Annotated in this window: 20 protein-coding genes; 10 read left to right on the top strand and 10 right to left on the bottom strand. The window is 38.5% G+C overall.

Going from position 1 to position 20,256, the window contains the following annotated elements; all coding sequences use genetic code 11:
- On the bottom strand, window positions 1–483 hold a 483-nt coding region (locus ACFIMC_RS05545; RefSeq protein ID WP_375680888.1), incomplete at its 3' end, for an MBL fold metallo-hydrolase.
- A gap of 144 nt (window positions 484–627) precedes the next feature.
- On the opposite strand from ACFIMC_RS05545, the gene ACFIMC_RS05550 reads away from it, so the two are divergent.
- Window positions 628–1,332, top strand: coding sequence for a response regulator (locus tag ACFIMC_RS05550; RefSeq protein ID WP_375612976.1), 705 nt, complete (start codon window positions 628–630; stop codon window positions 1,330–1,332).
- An 8-nt stretch (window positions 1,333–1,340) separates the two neighbouring features.
- Complete coding sequence (locus tag ACFIMC_RS05555; protein WP_375617608.1) at window positions 1,341–2,681, top strand: ATP-binding protein; 1,341 nt, start codon at window positions 1,341–1,343, stop codon at window positions 2,679–2,681.
- 45 nt (window positions 2,682–2,726) lie between these two features.
- Here the strand turns inward: ACFIMC_RS05555 and ACFIMC_RS05560 are convergent, their stop codons facing one another.
- Together ACFIMC_RS05560 and ACFIMC_RS05565 are read right to left on the bottom strand one after the other, a co-directional pair.
- A complete protein-coding gene (locus ACFIMC_RS05560; RefSeq protein WP_273724125.1) occupies window positions 2,727–3,227 on the bottom strand; it encodes a YbjN domain-containing protein in 501 nt (166 codons plus the stop codon).
- A 404-nt stretch (window positions 3,228–3,631) separates the two neighbouring features.
- Window positions 3,632–3,877, bottom strand: coding sequence for an accessory factor UbiK family protein (locus ACFIMC_RS05565; protein WP_273791228.1), 246 nt, complete (start codon window positions 3,875–3,877; stop codon window positions 3,632–3,634).
- Between the two features lie 305 nt (window positions 3,878–4,182).
- Between ACFIMC_RS05565 and lgt the strand changes: the two genes are divergently transcribed.
- From lgt to ACFIMC_RS05585, 4 genes are all read left to right on the top strand, one after another.
- The gene (gene lgt, locus ACFIMC_RS05570; RefSeq protein ID WP_375628181.1) at window positions 4,183–5,061 is read left to right on the top strand and encodes a prolipoprotein diacylglyceryl transferase; all 879 of its coding nucleotides are present in this window, start codon (window positions 4,183–4,185) and stop codon (window positions 5,059–5,061) included.
- A complete protein-coding gene (locus ACFIMC_RS05575; RefSeq protein WP_375671838.1) occupies window positions 5,036–6,115 on the top strand; it encodes a class I SAM-dependent methyltransferase in 1,080 nt (359 codons plus the stop codon). Before lgt ends, ACFIMC_RS05575 begins: the two co-directional genes overlap by 26 nt.
- A 102-nt stretch (window positions 6,116–6,217) precedes the next feature.
- Window positions 6,218–7,009 (top strand): peptidoglycan editing factor PgeF, encoded by a 792-nt coding sequence (gene pgeF / locus ACFIMC_RS05580; protein WP_375612980.1) that lies wholly within the window; start codon window positions 6,218–6,220, stop codon window positions 7,007–7,009.
- Between the two features lie 472 nt (window positions 7,010–7,481).
- Complete coding sequence (locus ACFIMC_RS05585) at window positions 7,482–8,414, top strand: ribose-phosphate pyrophosphokinase (protein WP_375606345.1); 933 nt, start codon at window positions 7,482–7,484, stop codon at window positions 8,412–8,414.
- On the opposite strand, the gene ACFIMC_RS05590 is transcribed toward ACFIMC_RS05585, so the two are convergent.
- The gene (locus ACFIMC_RS05590; RefSeq protein WP_375612981.1) at window positions 8,411–9,910 is read right to left on the bottom strand and encodes a helicase HerA domain-containing protein; all 1,500 of its coding nucleotides are present in this window, start codon (window positions 9,908–9,910) and stop codon (window positions 8,411–8,413) included. The two genes, ACFIMC_RS05585 and ACFIMC_RS05590, sit on opposite strands and share 4 nt — an antisense overlap.
- A gap of 292 nt (window positions 9,911–10,202) precedes the next feature.
- Between ACFIMC_RS05590 and ACFIMC_RS05595 the strand changes: the two genes are divergently transcribed.
- Both ACFIMC_RS05595 and pth read left to right on the top strand, forming a co-directional pair.
- Window positions 10,203–10,832, top strand: a complete 630-nt coding sequence (locus tag ACFIMC_RS05595) for a 50S ribosomal protein L25/general stress protein Ctc (protein ID WP_375611180.1) — start codon at window positions 10,203–10,205, stop codon at window positions 10,830–10,832.
- A gap of 75 nt (window positions 10,833–10,907) precedes the next feature.
- Window positions 10,908–11,489, top strand: coding sequence for an aminoacyl-tRNA hydrolase (pth, locus tag ACFIMC_RS05600; RefSeq protein WP_375680889.1), 582 nt, complete (start codon window positions 10,908–10,910; stop codon window positions 11,487–11,489).
- A gap of 221 nt (window positions 11,490–11,710) precedes the next feature.
- On the opposite strand, the gene ACFIMC_RS05605 is transcribed toward pth, so the two are convergent.
- Window positions 11,711–12,454 carry a L,D-transpeptidase gene (locus ACFIMC_RS05605; protein WP_375611178.1) on the bottom strand — a complete coding sequence of 248 codons (744 nt, stop codon included), beginning with the start codon at window positions 12,452–12,454 and terminating at the stop codon, window positions 11,711–11,713.
- 265 nt (window positions 12,455–12,719) lie between these two features.
- Between ACFIMC_RS05605 and ychF the strand changes: the two genes are divergently transcribed.
- Window positions 12,720–13,823, top strand: coding sequence for a redox-regulated ATPase YchF (gene ychF, locus ACFIMC_RS05610; protein WP_375636229.1), 1,104 nt, complete (start codon window positions 12,720–12,722; stop codon window positions 13,821–13,823).
- Window positions 13,824–13,982: 159 nt separating this feature from the next.
- Here ychF and ACFIMC_RS05615 read toward each other — a convergent pair whose 3' ends face one another.
- The 4 genes from ACFIMC_RS05615 to petA all read right to left on the bottom strand — a co-directional run bounded on the left by ACFIMC_RS05615 (window position 13,983) and on the right by petA (window position 17,233).
- Window positions 13,983–14,423, bottom strand: coding sequence for a PRC-barrel domain-containing protein (locus ACFIMC_RS05615; RefSeq protein WP_375611176.1), 441 nt, complete (start codon window positions 14,421–14,423; stop codon window positions 13,983–13,985).
- 110 nt (window positions 14,424–14,533) lie between these two features.
- A complete protein-coding gene (locus ACFIMC_RS05620) occupies window positions 14,534–15,430 on the bottom strand; it encodes a cytochrome c1 (RefSeq protein WP_375636227.1) in 897 nt (298 codons plus the stop codon).
- Window positions 15,424–16,680, bottom strand: a complete 1,257-nt coding sequence (locus ACFIMC_RS05625) for a cytochrome bc complex cytochrome b subunit (RefSeq protein ID WP_375636225.1) — start codon at window positions 16,678–16,680, stop codon at window positions 15,424–15,426. Before ACFIMC_RS05625 ends, ACFIMC_RS05620 begins: the two co-directional genes overlap by 7 nt.
- Window positions 16,681–16,684: 4 nt before the next feature.
- Complete coding sequence (petA, locus tag ACFIMC_RS05630; protein WP_375611173.1) at window positions 16,685–17,233, bottom strand: ubiquinol-cytochrome c reductase iron-sulfur subunit; 549 nt, start codon at window positions 17,231–17,233, stop codon at window positions 16,685–16,687.
- Between the two features lie 726 nt (window positions 17,234–17,959).
- Between petA and ACFIMC_RS05635 the strand changes: the two genes are divergently transcribed.
- Window positions 17,960–18,436 (top strand): tRNA (cytidine(34)-2'-O)-methyltransferase, encoded by a 477-nt coding sequence (locus ACFIMC_RS05635; protein WP_375612986.1) that lies wholly within the window; start codon window positions 17,960–17,962, stop codon window positions 18,434–18,436.
- A 485-nt stretch (window positions 18,437–18,921) separates the two neighbouring features.
- Here ACFIMC_RS05635 and ACFIMC_RS05640 read toward each other — a convergent pair whose 3' ends face one another.
- Window positions 18,922–20,175 (bottom strand): CCA tRNA nucleotidyltransferase, encoded by a 1,254-nt coding sequence (locus ACFIMC_RS05640; protein WP_375612987.1) that lies wholly within the window; start codon window positions 20,173–20,175, stop codon window positions 18,922–18,924.
- Window positions 20,176–20,256: the final 81 nt, after the last annotated feature.

Below are 20,256 nucleotides of genomic sequence, written 5' to 3' on the forward strand. Positions count from 1 at the left end.
AATAGAACCACGAAAGAGAACATCACCCAAGAGGGCTAAGCGCTCTTTTTCATTGAAATAAATAACATGACCAGGGGAATGTCCTGGGGTGTGAAAAACCTTAAACACATGTCCAGCAAAATGAACGCACTCACCATCTTCTAACCATTGGTCAGGAATACAGATGCAAGCATCAGTGATGCCATAATTTTTTGCGCTTTCGCTCACGGCATCCATCACAGGCTTATCATCGCGATGTGAACCGATAATTTTTACATTAAGCGCTTCTTTCACTTGCATTGCTGCTCCTACATGATCAAAATGACCATGTGTTATCCAAATAGCCTCAACGATAACACCATTCTTTTCGATTACGTCTTGAATTCGTGGCCAATCACCACCAGGATCAACGAGAACCCCCGTTTTACTTTCACTATCAAAAAGCAAAGTGCAATTTTGTTGGAATGTCGTAACTGGAATAATATGTATATTAAGACTACCCATAATATCCTTTTCAAAAATAACTTTTTTAAATTTATAAATAAAACTTTCTTTCCTTTAAGGTAAAGGTGCTGCTCGACAGCTTTATACAACTTATGTAAACTTGCATTTTGTGTAAACTAAATTTTTATCAAGGTTTTTTTAAGAATGAGCAATCACGTTCAAGTTTTGTGTGACGATGCCCCTCACCTTCTTGTGATTGATGACGATACACGTATTCGCAATCTTTTATTTCAGTTTCTCATTAAAAATGGATTTCGTGTTTCAGTTTCAGCTAATGCGAATGAAGCAAGACGACTGTTAGCAAGTTTAGATTTTGATCTTCTTATTGTTGATGTCATGATGCCTGGCGAAAACGGTATTGATCTCACTCATTCACTCCGCCAAACAAAAGATGTCCCTATCTTTATGTTAACAGCTTTATCAGAAATAGACAATCGTATCCGTGGATTAGAAGCAGGGGCAGATGATTATCTGGCTAAGCCGTTTGACCCTCGTGAACTTCTCCTTCGCATCAACGCCATTTTACGACGTGGTTTTCCCCCTCACCAACCTAAAATTGAGCAAATAGTTTTTGGTCCTTATATATTTTCAATTTCACGACGCGAACTCAAAAAAGGAGGAGAAATTATTAAATTAACAGATAAAGAACAAGAAATGATGGTCATGTTTGCCGAAAATGCAGGCGATACAATTCCGCGCCATAAATTCGCGACCGATGACAGCAATATAAGTGAACGTGCCATTGATGTGCAGATCAACCGCCTTCGTCGTAAGATCGAAAAAAACCCAGCACTGCCTATATGGCTCCAAACCGTGCGAGGAATAGGGTATAAACTCTCTATTGAATAGGCACAAGAATGATCAAACCTTTAAGATTTTTTCTTCGATGGTTAACGAAAAAAATGCCTAAACGGCTTTATGCTCGCTCTTTGATCATTATCATTGCTCCCATGGTGCTTCTGCAAACGGTCATTGCTTATGTCTTTATGGAACGCCATTGGCAAATGGTAACCGAGCGTCTTTCAACGGCTGTCGTGCATGATATTTCAGCCATTATTGATATTCTTGAAACATATCCCCAACAAGATAACTATGAAGATATCAAGCGTATTGCACAACAACGTATGGGATTAAATATTTCTATTCTATCTCCTACCTCCTTACCCCCTCCAGGACCTAAGCCATTTTTTGCAATTCTTGACTATTTTTTAAGTGAAGAAATCACCCGCCAAATTAACCGTCCCTTCTGGATCGATACCGTAGGAGATTCTGATCTTGTTGAAATCCGTATCCACCTTGGTCACAACATCTTACGCGTCTTTGCTCCACGCAGCCAAGCCTATGCTTCCAATACTGCTATTTTTTTAAGCTGGATGGTAGGAACAGCTCTTGTTTTATTGCTGATAGCAATTTACTTTTTACGCAATCAAATCAAACCGATTCAACAATTGGCTGAAGCAGCAGAAAGCTTTGGACGCGGTCGTCCTTTACCAAAAGGATTTCAACCACAAGGAGCTGATGAAGTCCGTCGTGCAGGCATCGCTTTTTTACGTATGCGAGAACGTATTGAACGCCAAATCGAACAACGCACCATGATGCTCTCAGGAGTAAGTCATGATTTAAGAACCATTCTTACACGTTTTAAACTTCAGCTAGCATTAGCAAATACTGGCTTTGATATTAAACCGCTTGAGCAAGATGTAAGTGACATGCAAAATATGTTAGAAGATTATCTTGCTTTTGCTCGTGGTGAAGGAAGTGAAAGTGTCAAGACTTTTGATTTAAATGCTCTTATGAAAAAATTCTCCGCCGATGCTCATCTTCACAAACGTCAATTTTCTTACACTATTGAAGGTCCTACAGAAATCCAAGTACGTCCCCGTGCTTTTACACGCTTGGTCAGCAATCTTGTATCAAATGCATTTTGTTACGGCACGACTGTTAAACTAACCGCTAACTCTCAACAAGAATCTTTTATATTGATAATCGATGATAATGGACCTGGAATTCATAAAAATATGCGCACAGAAGTTTTTAAGCCATTCTTTCGACTTGATAAAGCGCGAAATCAAGATGCAAGTGGAACAGGCCTTGGTCTTTCTATTGCTCAAGACATAGCACGCAGCCATGGTGGCAATATACAATTAGATGAGAGCCCACTCGGGGGATTGCGCGCTATTCTTGATATCCCCCTATGAGCAATATTTCAGCAAACCGTCTGTAAAAATAACAGACTGTATATTTTAGGCATTCCCTACAGTTTCAAACAAAGTGTACTGTAGTGCCTTGTAAGCACTTTCTCCCGACAAAGCAACCATCTGAAATGCAACATAATGGCTTTCACAGGCTTTAAGTGCATGTATCAACAATGTTTCAACCTGTATATGAGATGGATGCATCCCACCAGCCAAAAGAAGACCTTGTCGATAAATAACTGAATTATTCCTTTGCCAGTAATCAAAATGTCCCAACAACAACTTTTCATTAATTGCTAGCAATAAGCGCTGTATTTCAGCTGTTCGAGCATTTTTAATAGAGAGATCAAACGAACAAGCTAAATGAAGTGCTTCATGCTCTTCCATCCATGAAAAAGCAAGACGATAGTTTGCGCGTTTTCCTTCCACACAAACGCTAATTTCATCTTGTGCATCCCGCTCAAACGACCAATCATATTCACAGGCAATCTGTTCGATAAAGTCAACAGGGTGCTCTTTTCTTTCTGTGGCGCAAAATGCAAGCCTCATCACAATCCTCAATCATCTTAAAACATTGTCAACAGAATATAAACCGTCTAAACTGTAACAATATTTTGCTACAATCAGAACCTTTACACCAAACAAATACACATAAAAACATCGACAGTACACAAACACCCAGAACACAATCGCGCTGTTTAGGGCAACCTGATAGTCATAAAACGAATCATCAAGTCTTTTCAGTGTATTGATACAATTTCATAGCGCCAGCCCCCCTGATTCAAAAAAATGTACTTTACCCCCAAAAAAAATCAAAAATAAACAAATGCTCCGCTCTAACAGACTCAAGATTAAGCATTTTTTAGTTTCACGCATCATATTGAAAAATTGGGGATATTTTTTTGAAGATTCTTTTTTAAAACTATTTTACTTTTTTGTGTCTGCGTTTTTTTTTAATCATCTTTTTTTAAATCATCAAGGCGTCTTTTCAAATCAGCGTTATCAGCATGGATTTTCAGCACCATCTCCTTAAAAGTCTCAAACTCTTCGCGAGAAACAAGATCAAGTTTGTTTGCTATCTTTTCAGCCTGCACACGAAAAGCTGTTCCAGCTTCACGTCGTATGCCTTGCGCAACGTCAGCAGCATCCGTTGCTAATTTTGCTAATTCATCAAGAATACGATTTGATCCATTACGCATAACCTTTTTCCTTAAATTTTAATTATTGACGCACGCATTATAGCGTATTCTCATAACATTTAGATACTGTAATTTGTTCCTTTTACTCTATATTTTACATACTGTGCAGATTTTTCATAATGATTTTGTTTAAGATTTTTTAATATTCCTTTTATCACCATATTTTTTACCGCGATAAATCAGTGGAAATCTATCTCCCTTTCTGACTAGCCTCCCTACTGACTTGACCATTGTGTATTCATCTGTCATTTCTGACCATCAGAGTCACTTCATATTCATCTCGTATAATGTAAGATGCTTAACTCATGAACAATTTGTCTTGTCCAACCATTGCTTTTCCGTCTTTTCTTGATCCTGTTATTATCCAGCTAGGTCCCATAACACTTCATTGGTATGGACTTGGTTACGTGCTGGGTATTCTTTTTGCTTGGTGGTATGCGCAAAAATTATTAAAAAAAACATCTCTATGGTATAGAAACTATCCTCCTATGGATAAAGAAAAAATCGGAGATTTTGTTGTCTGGTCTGCCATAAGTGTTGTTGTCGGAGGGCGTTTAGGACAAGTTCTTGTATGGGATCCCATTTACTATTTTAACCATCCAAGTGCTATTATTGCCGTATGGGATGGGGGAATGTCCTTTCATGGCGGACTTATTGGTATTATCATTGCTATGATCTGGTTTGCCCGTAAAAATCGTATTAACATACGAGCCATGTTTGATATCATTGCTGCAGGTGCTCCTATTGGTATCGGCATTGTACGAATCTGCAACTTCATTAACCAAGAATTATGGGGTAATATTACTACACGTCCTTGGGCTGTTTGTTTTCCTCTCGATCCTTACTATTTACCGCGCCATCCAAGCCAGCTTTACGAAGCATTTATGGAAGGATTTCTTCTCTTCATCATCCTGTGTCTTCTTATTTTTGGGTTCAAAGCATTAAAACGTCCCGGTACTGTATCAGGAACATTTATTATAGGCTACGCAGTAACACGCAGCATTTCTGAAATTTACCGTGCGCCTCAAGAAGATCCAGAATGGTTTTCGACTCTTTTCCATTCTACTGGTTTTACCTATGGCATGGCTTTATCTCTTCCCATGCTTCTTGTAGGGTTTTATCTTCTTCTCCACGCCTTTAAATATAAACCGACAGAAAATGGCCAATCTCAAAGAAAAAATTAAAGAAATTATTGTCCTTAATGGACCAATCACTGTTAGCCAATATATGACGTTGGCACTCACCGATCCCCAATTTGGTTATTATCACACACAAACCCCTTTTGGACATGCTGGTGATTTCATTACAGCACCTGAAATAAGCCAATTATTTGGAGAGATGATTGGCATTTGGACTCTTGCAAGCTGGAAAGCTCAAGGGTGCCCTCACCCTTTTATTCTCGCTGAAATAGGTCCAGGACGAGGAACTTTGATGGATGACATTTTGCGAACTATCCAAAAGCTCTCTCAAACGGCATTTAATGCTGCTGAAATTTTTCTGATCGAAATAAGCAAAAAACTTGCAAAAGAACAAAAAAAACGCCTTTTCTCTTATCAAAAACAAATCCATAGCATTGAAAATTTTAATCAAATTCCTTCAAATCCTCTCTTCCTCATTGCTAATGAATTTCTCGATACACTCCCTATCAACCAATATATTAAAGTCAATGGAGAATGGAAAGAGCGCCGCATTACAGTCAATCAAAATGGAGATTTCATCTTTATTGCTGCCCCGCATAAACTTCCCTCTTCTTGTCTACAAACCTGTTGTTCTAAAGTGCCTGACGGAACAATTTTTGAACATGCCCCCTTACGGCATCAATTCATGCAACAAATCAGCCACCATTTAGTGCAAGTGACAGGTTCTGCTTTACTTATCGACTATGGTGCTTGTGAGCTTGCCTTTGGCGATACCCTGCAAGCACTCTCAAAACATAGATTTCGTGATGTTTTTGATGCCCCTGGTGAACATGATTTAACATCCCATGTTGATTTTTCTTTTTTAAAAAACATAGCTCTTGAACAAGGCTGTTTTGCTGAAATCTTAGAGCAAGGAGAATTTCTTTTTAAAATGGGGCTACTGGAGCGCGCAAACCAGCTTGGAGTTGGCAAAAGTGCTCCTTTGCAAGACAAAATCCGCCAAGACATCGAACGGCTCGCTAGTCCAGATCAGATGGGAAAATTATTTAAAGTTTTACATTTCAGTGATAAAAATATCTCCATACCTCCCCAATTTTAATGATCGGCGCTTTTGTCAATAAGCACATCATTATCTGAAATATTCATTGACAAATATGAACATCTCCATCCTCACTTTAAATAATCTCCATAAGGAACTTTTATGAAATCTATCCCTCATCCCATTCTTGCAAAAAATCTTTCTACTTTACACCCCCATGGAATAAAACATGGATTTTTTACACGTCAAGGTGGTGTTTCAAAAAATCTTTATCATAGTCTTAATGTTGGGAAAGGTTCAAATGATCAACTTGAATATATTGTACAGAATCGTCTTTTGATTGCCAATTATTTTTCTATTGAAGCGCAAAATTTAGTCACAGTTAATCAAATACACTCCTGTAACGTTGTCGTAGCTCATCAAGCAACTATCGGTGCACCTCCTCAAGCTGATGCTCTGGTTACAACCACCCCAGAACTCGTTATTGGGGTTCTTACAGCAGATTGCGGACCCATTCTGTTTGCTGATCCACAAGCTAGAGTCATCGCTGCAACTCATGCTGGCTGGCGTGGAAGCTTAAATGGAATTATCGAGAAAACAATTGCTGTTATGGAAAAACAAGGAGCCAAAAGACAATCAATAACAGCAGTCCTTGGACCTTGTATTGGCCCCTATCACTATGAAGTAACAAATGAATTTTACGACCAATTTATTGATTACCACAGCAAATACCAAAAATATTTTTTAAAAACAGACAAAATAAATCGCTTTTATTTTAATCTATGGGCATTTATTATAAACCAACTCAAAGAAGCAGGTGTTAATGCTTCTTGTGTAGAGCTTTGTACCTATCAAGATGAACAGCGTTTTTTCTCCTATCGCCGTGCAATACACCGCAACGAACCCGATTACGGACGGCAGATTTCTGCTATTATGCTGAAAAACAAAAGATGAGCCCCTTTATGCTTGAGAACAATACCAAAACTGCAAAACTAAACTTTTTACCCAAATGTAAAAATAAATCCCATTGTACTTTGCTTTTTTCACGAAATTATCTACCAGCCCATAAAATATGATAGCCTTCGCTATGATCATTTTCAATGTTTAGTTATAATGATTGAAGGCAAGATGATACTTCTTTTTATTACTCCCCTTCATTCATCTTAAATATGAAACATTCCCCATATTGAAAGTATTTTTATAAAGTAATAACCAAAAAGCTTAATCAATATGTATTTCTTTGCCGCATGGAGAAAAACTTTGCTCTAAAAGTAATAAACTTTTGGAAAAAGAGAAAACATACTGCATAGCTCTTTAATAATAATCGATAAAATTGTAAGGCTTTTGTAATTGTTCTCTTGCAATTTAATAAAAAGAAATTAAAAACCGTGTCGCATTCCCACCATGATGATTCAGAGGTTCTACTATGAAACTTTTCTGCGGAAATTCTAATCCACGCCTAGCTGAAGATGTTGCAAATTATTTGAACATCCCCTTAGGCAAAGCAACTGTAAAGCGCTTTGCTGATCAAGAAATTTTCGTAGAACTGCATGAAAATGTACGTGGACAAGATGTTTTTGTTTTGCAATCTACATCCTATCCCGCAAATGATCATTTGATGGAATTACTCATCATGATTGATGCCCTTCGTCGTTCTTCTGCGCGTCGTATTACAGCTGTTATCCCCTATTTTGGCTATGCCCGCCAAGATAGAAAACCAGGACCACGAACTCCTATTTCTGCAAAACTTGTTGCCAACCTCATTACTGAAGCAGGGGCCCATCGTGTTTTAACACTAGACCTTCATGCAGGACAAATTCAAGGTTTTTTTGATATCCCTACGGATAATCTCTATGCTGTTCCTGTCATTTCTCGCGATGTCAAAGTGCATTATTCTCTTGAAAATGTTATCGTTGTTTCACCTGATGTGGGTGGTGTGGTTCGCGCGCGCGCGCTTGCCAAGCGCTTGAACAGTTTGCTCGCTATTGTGGATAAACGTCGCGAAAGCCCCGGTGAATCAGAAGTTATGAATATCATTGGAGATGTATCGGGAAAAGATTGCCTTTTGCTTGATGATATTGTTGATTCAGGTGGAACTTTATGCAATGCAGCAAGTGCTCTGCTTAAACATGGTGCCAATAGTGTCACAGCTTATATCACGCACGGTGTTCTTTCTGGTAATGCAATCGAGCGAATTGCTAATTCAGAGATGAAAGAATTGGTTATTACAGATTCAATTATGCCAACACAAGCTATTGAGAAAACCCATAATATTCGTGTTTTGCCCATTGCCGACCTTATGGGAGAAGCAATAGCAAGGACAGCAGCAGAACAATCGGTTTCCAGCTTATTTGGTTAAAGTGGTTCCTTGGGGTCTCCCGGTGCTGTTTCAACACCAAGATCAGGAAAGGCAACAATACGTTGACCACTAAAATGCGTGTGAATAACAATAAGTCCACGCTCTTCAAAGTAGGTTAAAAGTCGGCGTGCACGGCTTAAAGAATGAGTCCCATAAAGACGTGCTAAAAATGCATCAGATGGACATGGCTTTCCCCCTAATGCGGCCTGTGCCACGTTCAAGAAGACTCCTTGAACATCTTCTTCCAAACTTTCTGATATCTGCAAAATATGTTTCCAATGTTCACTGACAGCCGTTTGTTCATCAACAAAAGCCTGAGCAATAGCCAATTTACGCCGAAATTGTGAAAGATTAAAAGGAACCTTTGACATCCCATGGATACGGCAACGAACTGAAAAATCTTGATAAAGCACCGCTGTTGAACGATAAAAAGCTTCAGAATCCTCAAGAATTTCCCGAATAATATGTTCTGCTTGCCCGTCACGCTCAACATCAGAAAGTTCAGGAAATAAACTTGGGTTTTCTTCTAACAACTCTTGTTTTTTATGCACGACCTCCTCTAACATCTCGTGCATTGACTTTTCCCTCATCGGCTCTCGTGTTTGTTTAAATGGCGTTAAAATTTCCTCTGGTGAAGCAGTAAAAACGAGCTCTTGCACATCATCCCGCTCTGTTGGAAGTGGCATTAATTTAGGGCTAGAAGAGCGTGCCAAAGTTTCAACAGAACCGATAATAATTGGTAAGGGACGTCGTGATAAAGCAGGGCCTAAAGCTATAAAATTTCCCCGTTCAAGATCTCTAAACATTTCCGCTTGGCGACGCTCCATCCCCAAAAGATCAGCGGCGCGCACCATATCAATATCTAAAAAAGTCCGCCCTATTAAAAAGTTTGAAGCTTCAGCCGCAACATTTTTGGCAAGCTTAGCCAAACGTTGTGTCGCAATAACACCAGCAAGACCACGTTTACGTCCTCGACACATCAGATTGGTCATAGCGCTCAAAGAAATTTTACGCGCTTCATCAGAAACTTCTCCTGCTGCAGTTGGAGCAAACAATTGTGCTTCATCGACAACGACAAGCATAGGATACCAATAATCACGTTCCACATCAAACAGTGCCCCAAGGAAAGCCCCTACAGCACGCATCTGTTGTTCAGTGTCCAAACCTTCAAGATTAAATACCACCGAAACCCGATGTTGTCGAATGCGATGCGCAATACGTGTCAATTCTAGTTCGCTCCGTTGAGCCTCTACAATAACATGACCAAATTTATCTGCCAAAGTTACAAAATCGCCTTCTGGATCAATTACACAATGCTGCACCCACTGAGCACTTTGCTCCAGAAGACGGCGTAAAAGATGTGATTTCCCTGAACCAGAATTACCTTGTACAAGAAGACGTGTCGCCAATAATTCTTCCAAATCAAGAAGTGCTGGCATCGATTTATGCAAAGCACGACTTTCTGACATCTCACCCAAGGCAATCTCAACCTTCATAACATCTCCAGTGTTTGATTTTGAACATATCAGTGCCAGCACATATTGGTTGATTCTCCATCCACACCGTAATTTGTAACATTTCCTCCTTTTTAACGGTAGAAATCATCGATTTTTCCCACAACTCTTGCATCTATGAATAGTTTGAACTATAGAACAAACTTCTGCGTAGACACCCTTGGAGGCAACGTAGAATGGAGTGATCGCTGTTGGTTAGCGCATATCTTCATATCCATGCAAAAACTATTACTGTTTTTGAAGGATCTCCAATCATGTAAAAAGGACTTAAATTATGAGCAAAAGCTACACTCTTAAGGCCGAAAAACGCGAGCGGGTTGGTAAGGGGTCCTCCCGTGAACTTCGCCGCAACGGTCTTATTCCTGCTGTCATTTATGGTGAAAAACAACCACCTTTGGCAATAACAGTTCCCTATAAAGAAATTTTCTACAAAATTCATGCTGGTGGCTTTCGCACCACCATTGCAACGATTATTCTTGACAAGCAAAAAATTATGGTTTTGCCAAAAGATTATCAATTAGATCCCGTGCGTGACTTTCCCCTCCATGTAGACTTTTTGCGCATTTCAGCAAAATCCGTTGTAGAAGTGAATATTCCTGTCCACTTCCTCAATGAAGATACGGCACCTGGACTTAAAAAGGGTGGTGTCCTCAATATTGTTCGGCACGAAATTGAATGTACAGCTCCAGCAAGTGCTATTCCTGAAGCTATTGAAATTGATCTCTCCAGCTACTCTATTGGTGATTCTATTCACATTTCAGCAGTGCAACTGCCAAAAGATGTGACTCCCATCATCCAAGATCGAGACTTTACCATTGCAACCATTGCAGCTCCTGCTGGCATGGATGTCAGCGATGAAACTTCTGAACAAGAAAATGATGAAGAAGACACACAAACTTCATAAAACTCAAAAGGCGGGAATTTTTCCGCCTTAATTTATGAGACATTACCCTTACTCATACTTTGACTGAAGATACACATGTGGCTTATTGCTGGTCTTGGCAATCCTGGTTTACAATATCAAAATAACCGCCATAATATCGGTTTTATGGCTGTTGATGCCATTTATCAGTCCTTCTCTTTTTCTCCATGGTCAAAGAAGTTTCAAGCAGAAATCTCCAATGGTTTCATAAATAATGAGAAAATTTTTCTTATAAAACCACAAACTTTCATGAATCTTTCTGGTCAAGCTATCGGTGAAGCTTTGCGATTTTATAAATTAGATTTAAAGAATTTGATCATCATTTATGATGAACTAGACCTGTCACCGGGGAAAGTTCGTATAAAAATTGGTGGAGGACATAATGGGCATAATGGCATTAAGTCTATTGATGCCCATTGTGGTACTGACTATTGTCGTATACGCATAGGAATTGGTCATCCTAGAAGCAAAGAACTTGTTCATCAACATGTCTTGGGGAATTTTACCAAATCTGATCAAGAATGGTTATCCCCTCTCTTAGAGACAATTGCAAAAAATATCGCTCTCCTTATAAAAGATGATAAATCCCTCTTTATGAATGAAGTTTCACAAACGATAAAACACAATCAGAACCATTAGCTTGCGTGCCCCTGTCGCGTGAAGAATATGAATAAGAACTCTTAAAAAAATCCTCTTATAAACTTTCTCAAAGGCAAAATCTGTTGGCAACGTGAGAAGCTAGAAAATAGAACAGAATACAAGCTTGTATACACCTTTGAAGAAGAAAGGCTTATATTCTCTTTTGAGAGAAAGAGAAGATTGAACAGCAAACACAGCTCTCTCCAATATTCTCCCCTAAATTAAAAAAAATCATTTGGCTGAATGGTCGACTGTAGCGGATCGTAACCATTTGATTGTTGACTATAAACTGTAGGAATACTCCTATTGTTTTGCAATACCACAACACGCGAACCAATGGGAACACGATCATAAAGATCGATAATATCTTGATTAAGCAAACGGATACACCCACTTGAAATAGCACGCCCAATTGACCACGATTCGTGTGAGCCATGAATACGGAAAAGTGTATCTTTCCCATTTTTGAACAAATAAAGTGCCCGCGCACCTAATGGATTATCGGGCCCTGGTGGCATTCCTTTCCCAAGATGACCATAACGTTCTGGTTCTCGAGCCATCATAGCTGCAGTAGGAGCCCAATTTGGCCACCGACGCTTGCGCTGTATAACCCCCTCACCTTCAAATGCTAGGCCTTCTTTACCGACACCAATCCCATAACGCAAAGCTTTTCCATTTTCACCAATAAGGTAAAGAAAACACTCTTGCGTATCTATAACCAATGTTCCAGGCGCATAAGATGTATAATAAATCACCTCTTGTCGCCAATATTTTGGATCAATTGTCGCAAGATCAACAGCAGGTAACGAATAGGTCTCATTCGTTACAGGACCATACAAAGCCTGTATTTCTGGTGGAATGTATCGAACTTGTTGAAAAGGTACCGATGACATATCTGACTGACGTGTAGCACATCCAGCCAAAGCCAAAAGTGCTGCAATTAAAAAGGCACAACGAGATAACACTCTTCTATTTTCTCCGATTAATTATTTATGCAGATTTGCATACCATGAAAAACTTAGCACAATATTAACATTAATTCGAAGTTTTCTTATCCTTGTAACTAAGGAGAACAATAAGGTAAGAAGAACTAAGGTAAAAAAGTAGATACCTATTACTTTAGACTTTTTTCTCACTTATCGCAAGACCAGGACTATAACTCTTCTGAAAATATGCTATAAAAAGGAAGCTTTATCTTGACCATAAAATTAATAGAAAAGAAAGACTCTCATGGGCTTTAAATGCGGTATTGTCGGATTACCTAATGTCGGGAAATCAACTCTTTTTAATGCATTAACAAAAACAGCCACTGCACAGGCTGCCAATTATCCTTTTTGTACCATTGAACCCAATACCGGAGAAGTTGCTGTTCCAGATTTACGAATGGAAAAAATTGCATCAATCGCTGGTTCAAAAGAAATGATTCCTACACGCATTAACTTCGTCGATATTGCGGGGCTTGTGCGAGGAGCTTCAAAAGGCGAAGGTTTAGGAAACAAGTTTTTAGCCAATATTCGCGAAGTCGATGCCATTGTCCACGTTTTACGCTGTTTTCAAAATGAAGATATTACCCATGTAGAGGGACGTATTGATCCTTTTTGTGATGCGACAACGGTTGAAACCGAACTCATGCTTGCGGATCTTGAAAGTCTTGAGAGACGAATCATACAAATCCGTAAACGAGCAACCGGAAAAGACAAAGAAGCTCTCACAATTTTACCTATTATGGAAAAAGCATTAAACATACTGCAACAGGGAAACCCTGTCCGGTTATTACTCAAAGATATTTCTTCCGATGAACACCACATTCTTAAGAGTTTGAATCTTTTAACCTCCAAGCCTGTACTTTATGTTTGTAATGTAAGCGAAAATGACGCCGCTCGTGGAAATAGCTTTACCCAAACAGTTGAAAAAATGGCAACAGAGCAAAATGCGCAAAGCATTATCATTTCTGCTTCTATCGAAGCGGAAATTACACAACTGAGTGATGCTGAAGCATCAGAATATCTCAATGCGCTAGGACTCTTTGAACCGAGTCTCAATCGCCTCATTCGCGCTGGTTACCATTTACTTGATCTCATTACTTACTTCACCTGTGGGCCTAAGGAAACACGAGCATGGACAATTACGCGTGGTACAAAAGCTCCCCAAGCAGCTGGTGTTATTCATTCAGATTTTGAGCGCGGTTTCATTCGTGCCCAAACCATCAGCTATAATGACTATATTGCTCTGGGTGGAGAAAGCGGTGCAAAGGAAGCAGGAAAAGCCCGCGATGAAGGAAAGGAATACATTGTGCAAGATGGCGATATCATGTTATTTAAACATAATACTTAAATCTTCACTCTGTCTTAATAGTTTATCTTGAAAACTTTGATAATAGCTCCTTGGAATCTTGTCGCAAAAATTCTCAAGAGCTTTTAGAACAAAAAAACTGTTGCTAGCATATGATTGTGATAGCAACAGCTTGGTCCATTAAAGAATAGAAATATAAAATTAGCGTGTCCAACGCCCTTCGTATTTAAATGTTGGAGCGTTCTTTAAAGAATCTTTTGTCGCATTTGTAATAAGTTTCCATTTACCATAATCATTTGTCATCTGGATTGTTTCTGGAGAAACGACCACATAACTCTCGCCTATGCCAAGAAAACCACCAACAGCAATAACAAATCCTGCAATATTATTTTCACGTAAAATAATATCTTTTACTTCACCAATATTTTCATCTTCTATATTATATACATTGGCGCCTATAAGACTGGAAGCAACAAAATCCGTTGCTAAAGGTGTCACATAACGCACAGACTTATCTATCCCCACCTGTACAATACCCGTCGAAGAGATCATTTCAGGTTTTGAAGGCACTTCAAAAGACTGAGCATAAGTACTAGAAACCATCAAAATTGACATAAGAGTAGTACATGCAATTTTTTTCATTTTAACATCTCCATTTTTACTTTGCTTTTACTTTATAAAACCTCAATGCATCATAAAAAGATTTGTTCCTTATGCTCTTTATACTCTATACTCTTTTGAGCCTTATCGCTTTACCCTTTTCTCTTTATTTCGTCTTTTATTTCTTTCTCTAATTCTTCTTCTAAACCACACCAAATACGATTTTTTAAAATATAAACAAACCCTGCAAAAATGATTAAAAATAAAATAACACGAAAACCGGTTTTTTTACGAATTTCCATATGAGGATCGGCAGCCCACATCAAAAAAGCAGAAACATCGCGCGCATAATGTTCAATGATTTCTGGGGTTCCATCTTCATAAGCAACCATACCATCACTCAAAGGAGGAGCCATAGTTAAAGAATTACCGGCAATAAAATAAGGATTATACCAATAACCATTCGCAATTTTTATCTCCTTCGGTGCCTTCTGATATCCTGTTAAAAGAGCTGTAATATAATCTGGACCAGCTGTATCATAATGAGTCAATGCATCAGTAATTAAAGCAGGAAACGGCAAAGATACCCCACGTGCACGTGCTATCAATGTCAAATCTGGAGGATAAGCACTATTCAAAATAAATCTTGCTTCTTCTTCATGTGAAAAGGGAGAAGGAAAACAATCCGTTGCAACCCCAGCACGTTTAAAAAATTTTCCTTCTCGATTAGGACCATCGCGCACTTCATATTGCCCCGCCAAAGCTTTGATCTGTTCTTGATCATACCCAAGATCTTTTAAATTGCGAAAAGCCACATATTTTAGCCCATGGCAGCTGGAACAAACTTGTCTATAAACCTTTAATCCGCGCCTCAATTGCGCCTTATCATAAAGCCCAAATGGACCTGAAAAACTCCATTCTTGTTTTTTAGGAACCTGTAAAGGAAAAGAAATAAATCCTTCTTCCTGATCAGAGGCATCACTCGCTAAACTCTGAGCAGAAAAACTCATAGCAACAATAACAACCAGCCCGACAAAAACATTTACCATAGTCTCTTTTTTTTCTGTTTTAAATCTTGCATAATTGAAGAAGGAAGAGAACAATTTTTTTCAAACGCTGGCAAAATCGGCAAAATAACCAAAAAAAATATAAAATAATAAACCGTAGCCAATTGTGTCCATAAAAGAATTTTGTCACTTATTTCTCTTGACCCCAACCAACCAAGAAAAACGACATCAATAACCAACGCCCAAAAGAAAATTTTATAAACAGGTCGATATCTTGCTGAACATATTTTAGAGCGGTCTAACCATGGCACAAAAATTAAAATGCAAATCGAACTGACGAATAAAACAAAGCCAACAAAGTTTGAAGAGAAAATACCGATATCAAAAGTTATAGCACGAAGCATCGCATAAAAAGGCAAAAAATACCATTCTGGAACCACACGAAGAGGTGCCTTTAAAGGATCTGCCACACTATAATTTTCAGCCTGCCCCATATAATCGGGCATATAAAACAAAAACCAGGCAAAGAAGATGAGAAAAACAGTAATAGCAAAAATATCTTTGATAAGCGCATAAGGCGAAAATGGAACTGTTTCCTTATCTGATTGTATAGCAAGACCCGTTGGATTGCCTTGCCCAACACAATGAATTGCCCAAATATGCAGCCCCACAAAAAGAAGCAAAATAAATGATAAAACATAATGGAAAACATAAAAACGATTCAACGTTGGTTGTCCTACGACATAACCACCCAGAAGTGTCTCATGCAACCATGTCCCCACCAAAGGTATCGTTTTTAAAAGCCCTGCAATCACTGAAGCCGCTGAAATAGACATCATCCCCCAAACAAGCACATAACCAAAAAATGCTATTGCCATCATGATGATATAAATAAAAATACCTGTAACCCATACCATTTCTCGCATATTTTTATAAGAACCATAATAAAGTCCACGTGCTAAATGGATATAAACAGCAATAAAAAAAAACGAAGAGCCTACACAATGCCATGGACGAAAAAGCCAACCAAACTGCCCTTCACGCCAAAATCGTTCACTAGTTTCAAAAGCCAAATGAATATCCGGAACATAATGCATAGCCAAGACAATACCAGTCAAAAGCTGTGATAAAAGCATAATGGTCAAAATACCGCCAAATGTATAAAAGTAATTAAGATTACGCGGAACAGGAAAAATCACAAATGCATTATAAAAAAAACGAGGAAGAGGAAAACGCTTATCAAACCAACGGGCAAGTGCATTTTTAGGACAATAAGGAGAAAACCTTGTCATAACCTTATCCTATTTTGAGCAAAGTATCAGAAAGAAATTGGTAAGGAGGAATAGCCAAATTATAGTTAGCTGGACCCGACCGCACTCTTCCAGCTGTATCATAAACAGACCCATGACATGGACACAACCACCCTCCAAATTTCCCAGATTGCCCAAGTGTTATACAGCCTAAATGCGTACAAAGATTAATGACGATAAGCCAATTTTCACGTCCTTTACCTGCTGAACGTGCAAAATCCGTCGCTTCTTTTTCACCTTCAAGATTAGGATTGCGCGCTTGACGATCTTTTAGAAGTCTCAATTCAGTAGCGCGCGCATCAGCAATTTCTTTTGCCGTACGATTTCGAATAACAACAGGCTGTCCTCGCCACTTTACCGTTACTGACATCCCCTCTTCAATACCAGAAAGATCAACCTCAACAGAGGAAGATGCCAAAACAGCTTCATCTGGACGCAACTGACGGATAAAAGGCCACACAACCGCTCCCATTCCAACTGCTCCTGCAACAGCTGTTACCAAAAACAGAAAATCCCGCCTCGTTTGCTCACCCATGGCCTTAACTTAAAGAGACACTTTGCTAAAACATTCTTTTACCATACCCTCTCCCATTGTACAATGCTTGATCACTCAGTTACCTCAACCATAAAAACATCCCCGTAAAAAACTCCTGCCATTTGTATGGTTTATACAAAAAACTGTTTTATAATGATAATTCATCGTTTTACAGAGTGAATGAAATCCCTAAACACCGTAAGGTTTTTTCATTTCAAACCTATTCATATTAATCAATCAAAATTACTCCCCCGCCCGTGAAAATCAGAGATAGCATGTAAATAAACACTTCTAAAGAAAGAAACATAGTCTTGTTATGACCATATCTCAGTAAACAAGTTGAGCTTATCGGTTATTTCTTTAACACATTTACAGCATCTCTCCCTCCCTCAATTCCAACTGGTTGCATGAGTATTTTTTTCGCTTCTGTTTTTGCATAAAAAGCATATTTTGTTGATTTTAATTAAAATTGATGATCTAACCTCATTAAATATCCCACTTTTCAACATAATGAGCCAATTCATTTCATGGATTGCTCAATAAAATGAAGTCCCTAATAGGGAGCTTCTCTCTGATCCCAAACAGACCTGTATACATAACTTTTTCCCTGAAATTTAAAGGGAATAAAAATGAACCGTAAAAAACATGTATTTCTCAAAGCATATTTTTCGAATAAATTGTGGTGCTTCTTTACAAAGTCGAAAGAAAAATCATATTATAGAGAACATGACACTTCATATAGCTCTTTTCCAACCTGATATTGCTGGTAATACTGGAACGATTTTACGTCTTAGCGCTTGCTTTGGTTTACATGTGCACATTATTGAACCTGCAGGCTTTAATCTGTCGGATCGTAATCTCAAACGCGCAGGATTGGATTATCTCGAATATGCTTCCTTAGAACGACACATTGATTGGCAACATTTTATAAGCTCCATGAAACACTTTAACCGCCGCCTGTTGCTTTTAAGTACAAAAGCAAAAACATGCTATACGCAGATATGCTATCAAAGAAATGATGTTTTACTTTTTGGTCGTGAAACAGCTGGCGTTCCCGATTATGTTCATGAAGCGGCCGATTACACATTAAAAATTCCCATGCAACCACAGGCACGCTCTCTAAATCTCGCCATGAGCGTAGCCATAACAACAGGAGAAGCATTACGCCAAATTGGTTATCATGAAAGAAACTGTAATCTATAAAAACATAAATTATCACGAAAAACAATAATACAACATATAAAGAACAGTTAGAGCGTATAATGCCTATCATTTTCCAACAATTAAGTGCTGGTAAAATAAACATTTCTTAGTGCCCATCACATCCATTTCATATCACCTCATATCACCACCTATGAATGATTAAATACTCCTCATAGTAAAAATCCAGTGAACATCCCCCTCTTTATGGTCATACAAGGTGCAAACCGCTACCACTATTCTCTTTATTCGTTCTCATTTTCGAGAATCCTTATCTTTGAGATGATTCATAAGAGACATTTTTCCTCTCTGTAATCATTTTTCCTCACTTGTGACGTGTAAGGCAATAACTTTGATTGATGTAATATGAACAGGTTTGAAATAACCTTACAATATTGTGAACTCTTATTTCACATAAATAATGATTATTATAAATTAATATGTTGACTTAAAAAATATAAACAACAGTGAATTTATAAACAGAAATATTATAAATCAATTTTTTCTAATAGTGCATGACGATCCATTAAAAATCCGCTTTCAATCCATATCATTTCTAGCTCTTTAAGCTTTTTTCCTAAAAGTACACCTTTTGTAAAACCTTTCTTTATTAAATCGTTACCATTAATAGGAAAAGTTGGAATTTGCCATTTTTGGGCAAATTGATAAAGCTTGACATAACCCTCTGCTTTTTGCAAAGCATCACTTTTTTCCAGATGATCAAGATGTGATGCAGCGACAGACAACGATAATTGATCTAAAACTGGCTGTCGTCCATGAAAATAAATCAGTTTTTGCACAAAATGATCAGAACAGTTTTGGTTTATTATTTCTAACTCTGCCCATTCTTTTAATCGCGTTGTTTCTTTAAGAGAAAAACGCAAGCGCTGTGCCATTTCATGAAGACGCATGGGATCAGGAGGAAGAAGGCTTTCTAGCCGTAACAATGGATCAACTTTCCAACCAAGATCCTGTTCTGTCTTCACCAATGCGTGAATTGCATCAATACCCCATCGTTCTGTTTCAGGAAAAATGAGTGCCAAAATTCTGCTTTGTCGCATCCATAAAAGAGCACGCGTTGGATCAAACGCCGCAAGAAGCTTTTTCATTTCTGCCCAAATACGTTCAGAAGAAAGTTTTTTTAAACCGTGTTTTAAACGAACACATGCCTTCAATCCTTGCACATCAGGTCGCCCTGCTCCATACCACGCAAAAAAGCGAAAAAACCGTAAAATACGCAAATAATCTTCGCCAATACGATCTTCTGCAACCCCAATAAAACGAACTGTTCGGCTAGCAATATCACTCAAACCTCCCACATCATCATAAAGGTTGCCAGCAGCATCACAATAAAGCGCATTTATCGTAAAATCTCGCCGTTCAGCATCTTTTTTCCAATCACGACCAAATGCCACTTTTGCATGACGACCATCTGTTTCAATATCGCAGCGAAGCGTTGTAACCTCATAAGAACATGAATGAGCAACTACTGTTATTGTACCAAAAGCAATCCCTGTAGGAATAGCTTTAAATCCTGCTTCTTCTACACGTGCAATAACCTGTTGCGGCAAACAGGTTGTTGCAATATCAATATCACTAATAGGCTGCCCTAGCAGTTGATTGCGCACTGCTCCCCCTACAATACGCGCCTCTTCCCCCTCCACAGACAAAACACGAAGAAGTGTTTGGATATCACTTTGTTGTAACCACGCAACCTGTTTGAAGTTCTGTCTTATATTCACCCTTTAACCTTTCAAAAAAGTTGTCTTCATTGCTTTAAAAAACTCTCTTCATAAAACAAATTTTTTAAGACATCCCTTATA

Source organism: Bartonella sp. AP21QHHD (assembly GCF_042196205.1).
Lineage (GTDB): Bacteria > Pseudomonadota > Alphaproteobacteria > Rhizobiales > Rhizobiaceae > Bartonella.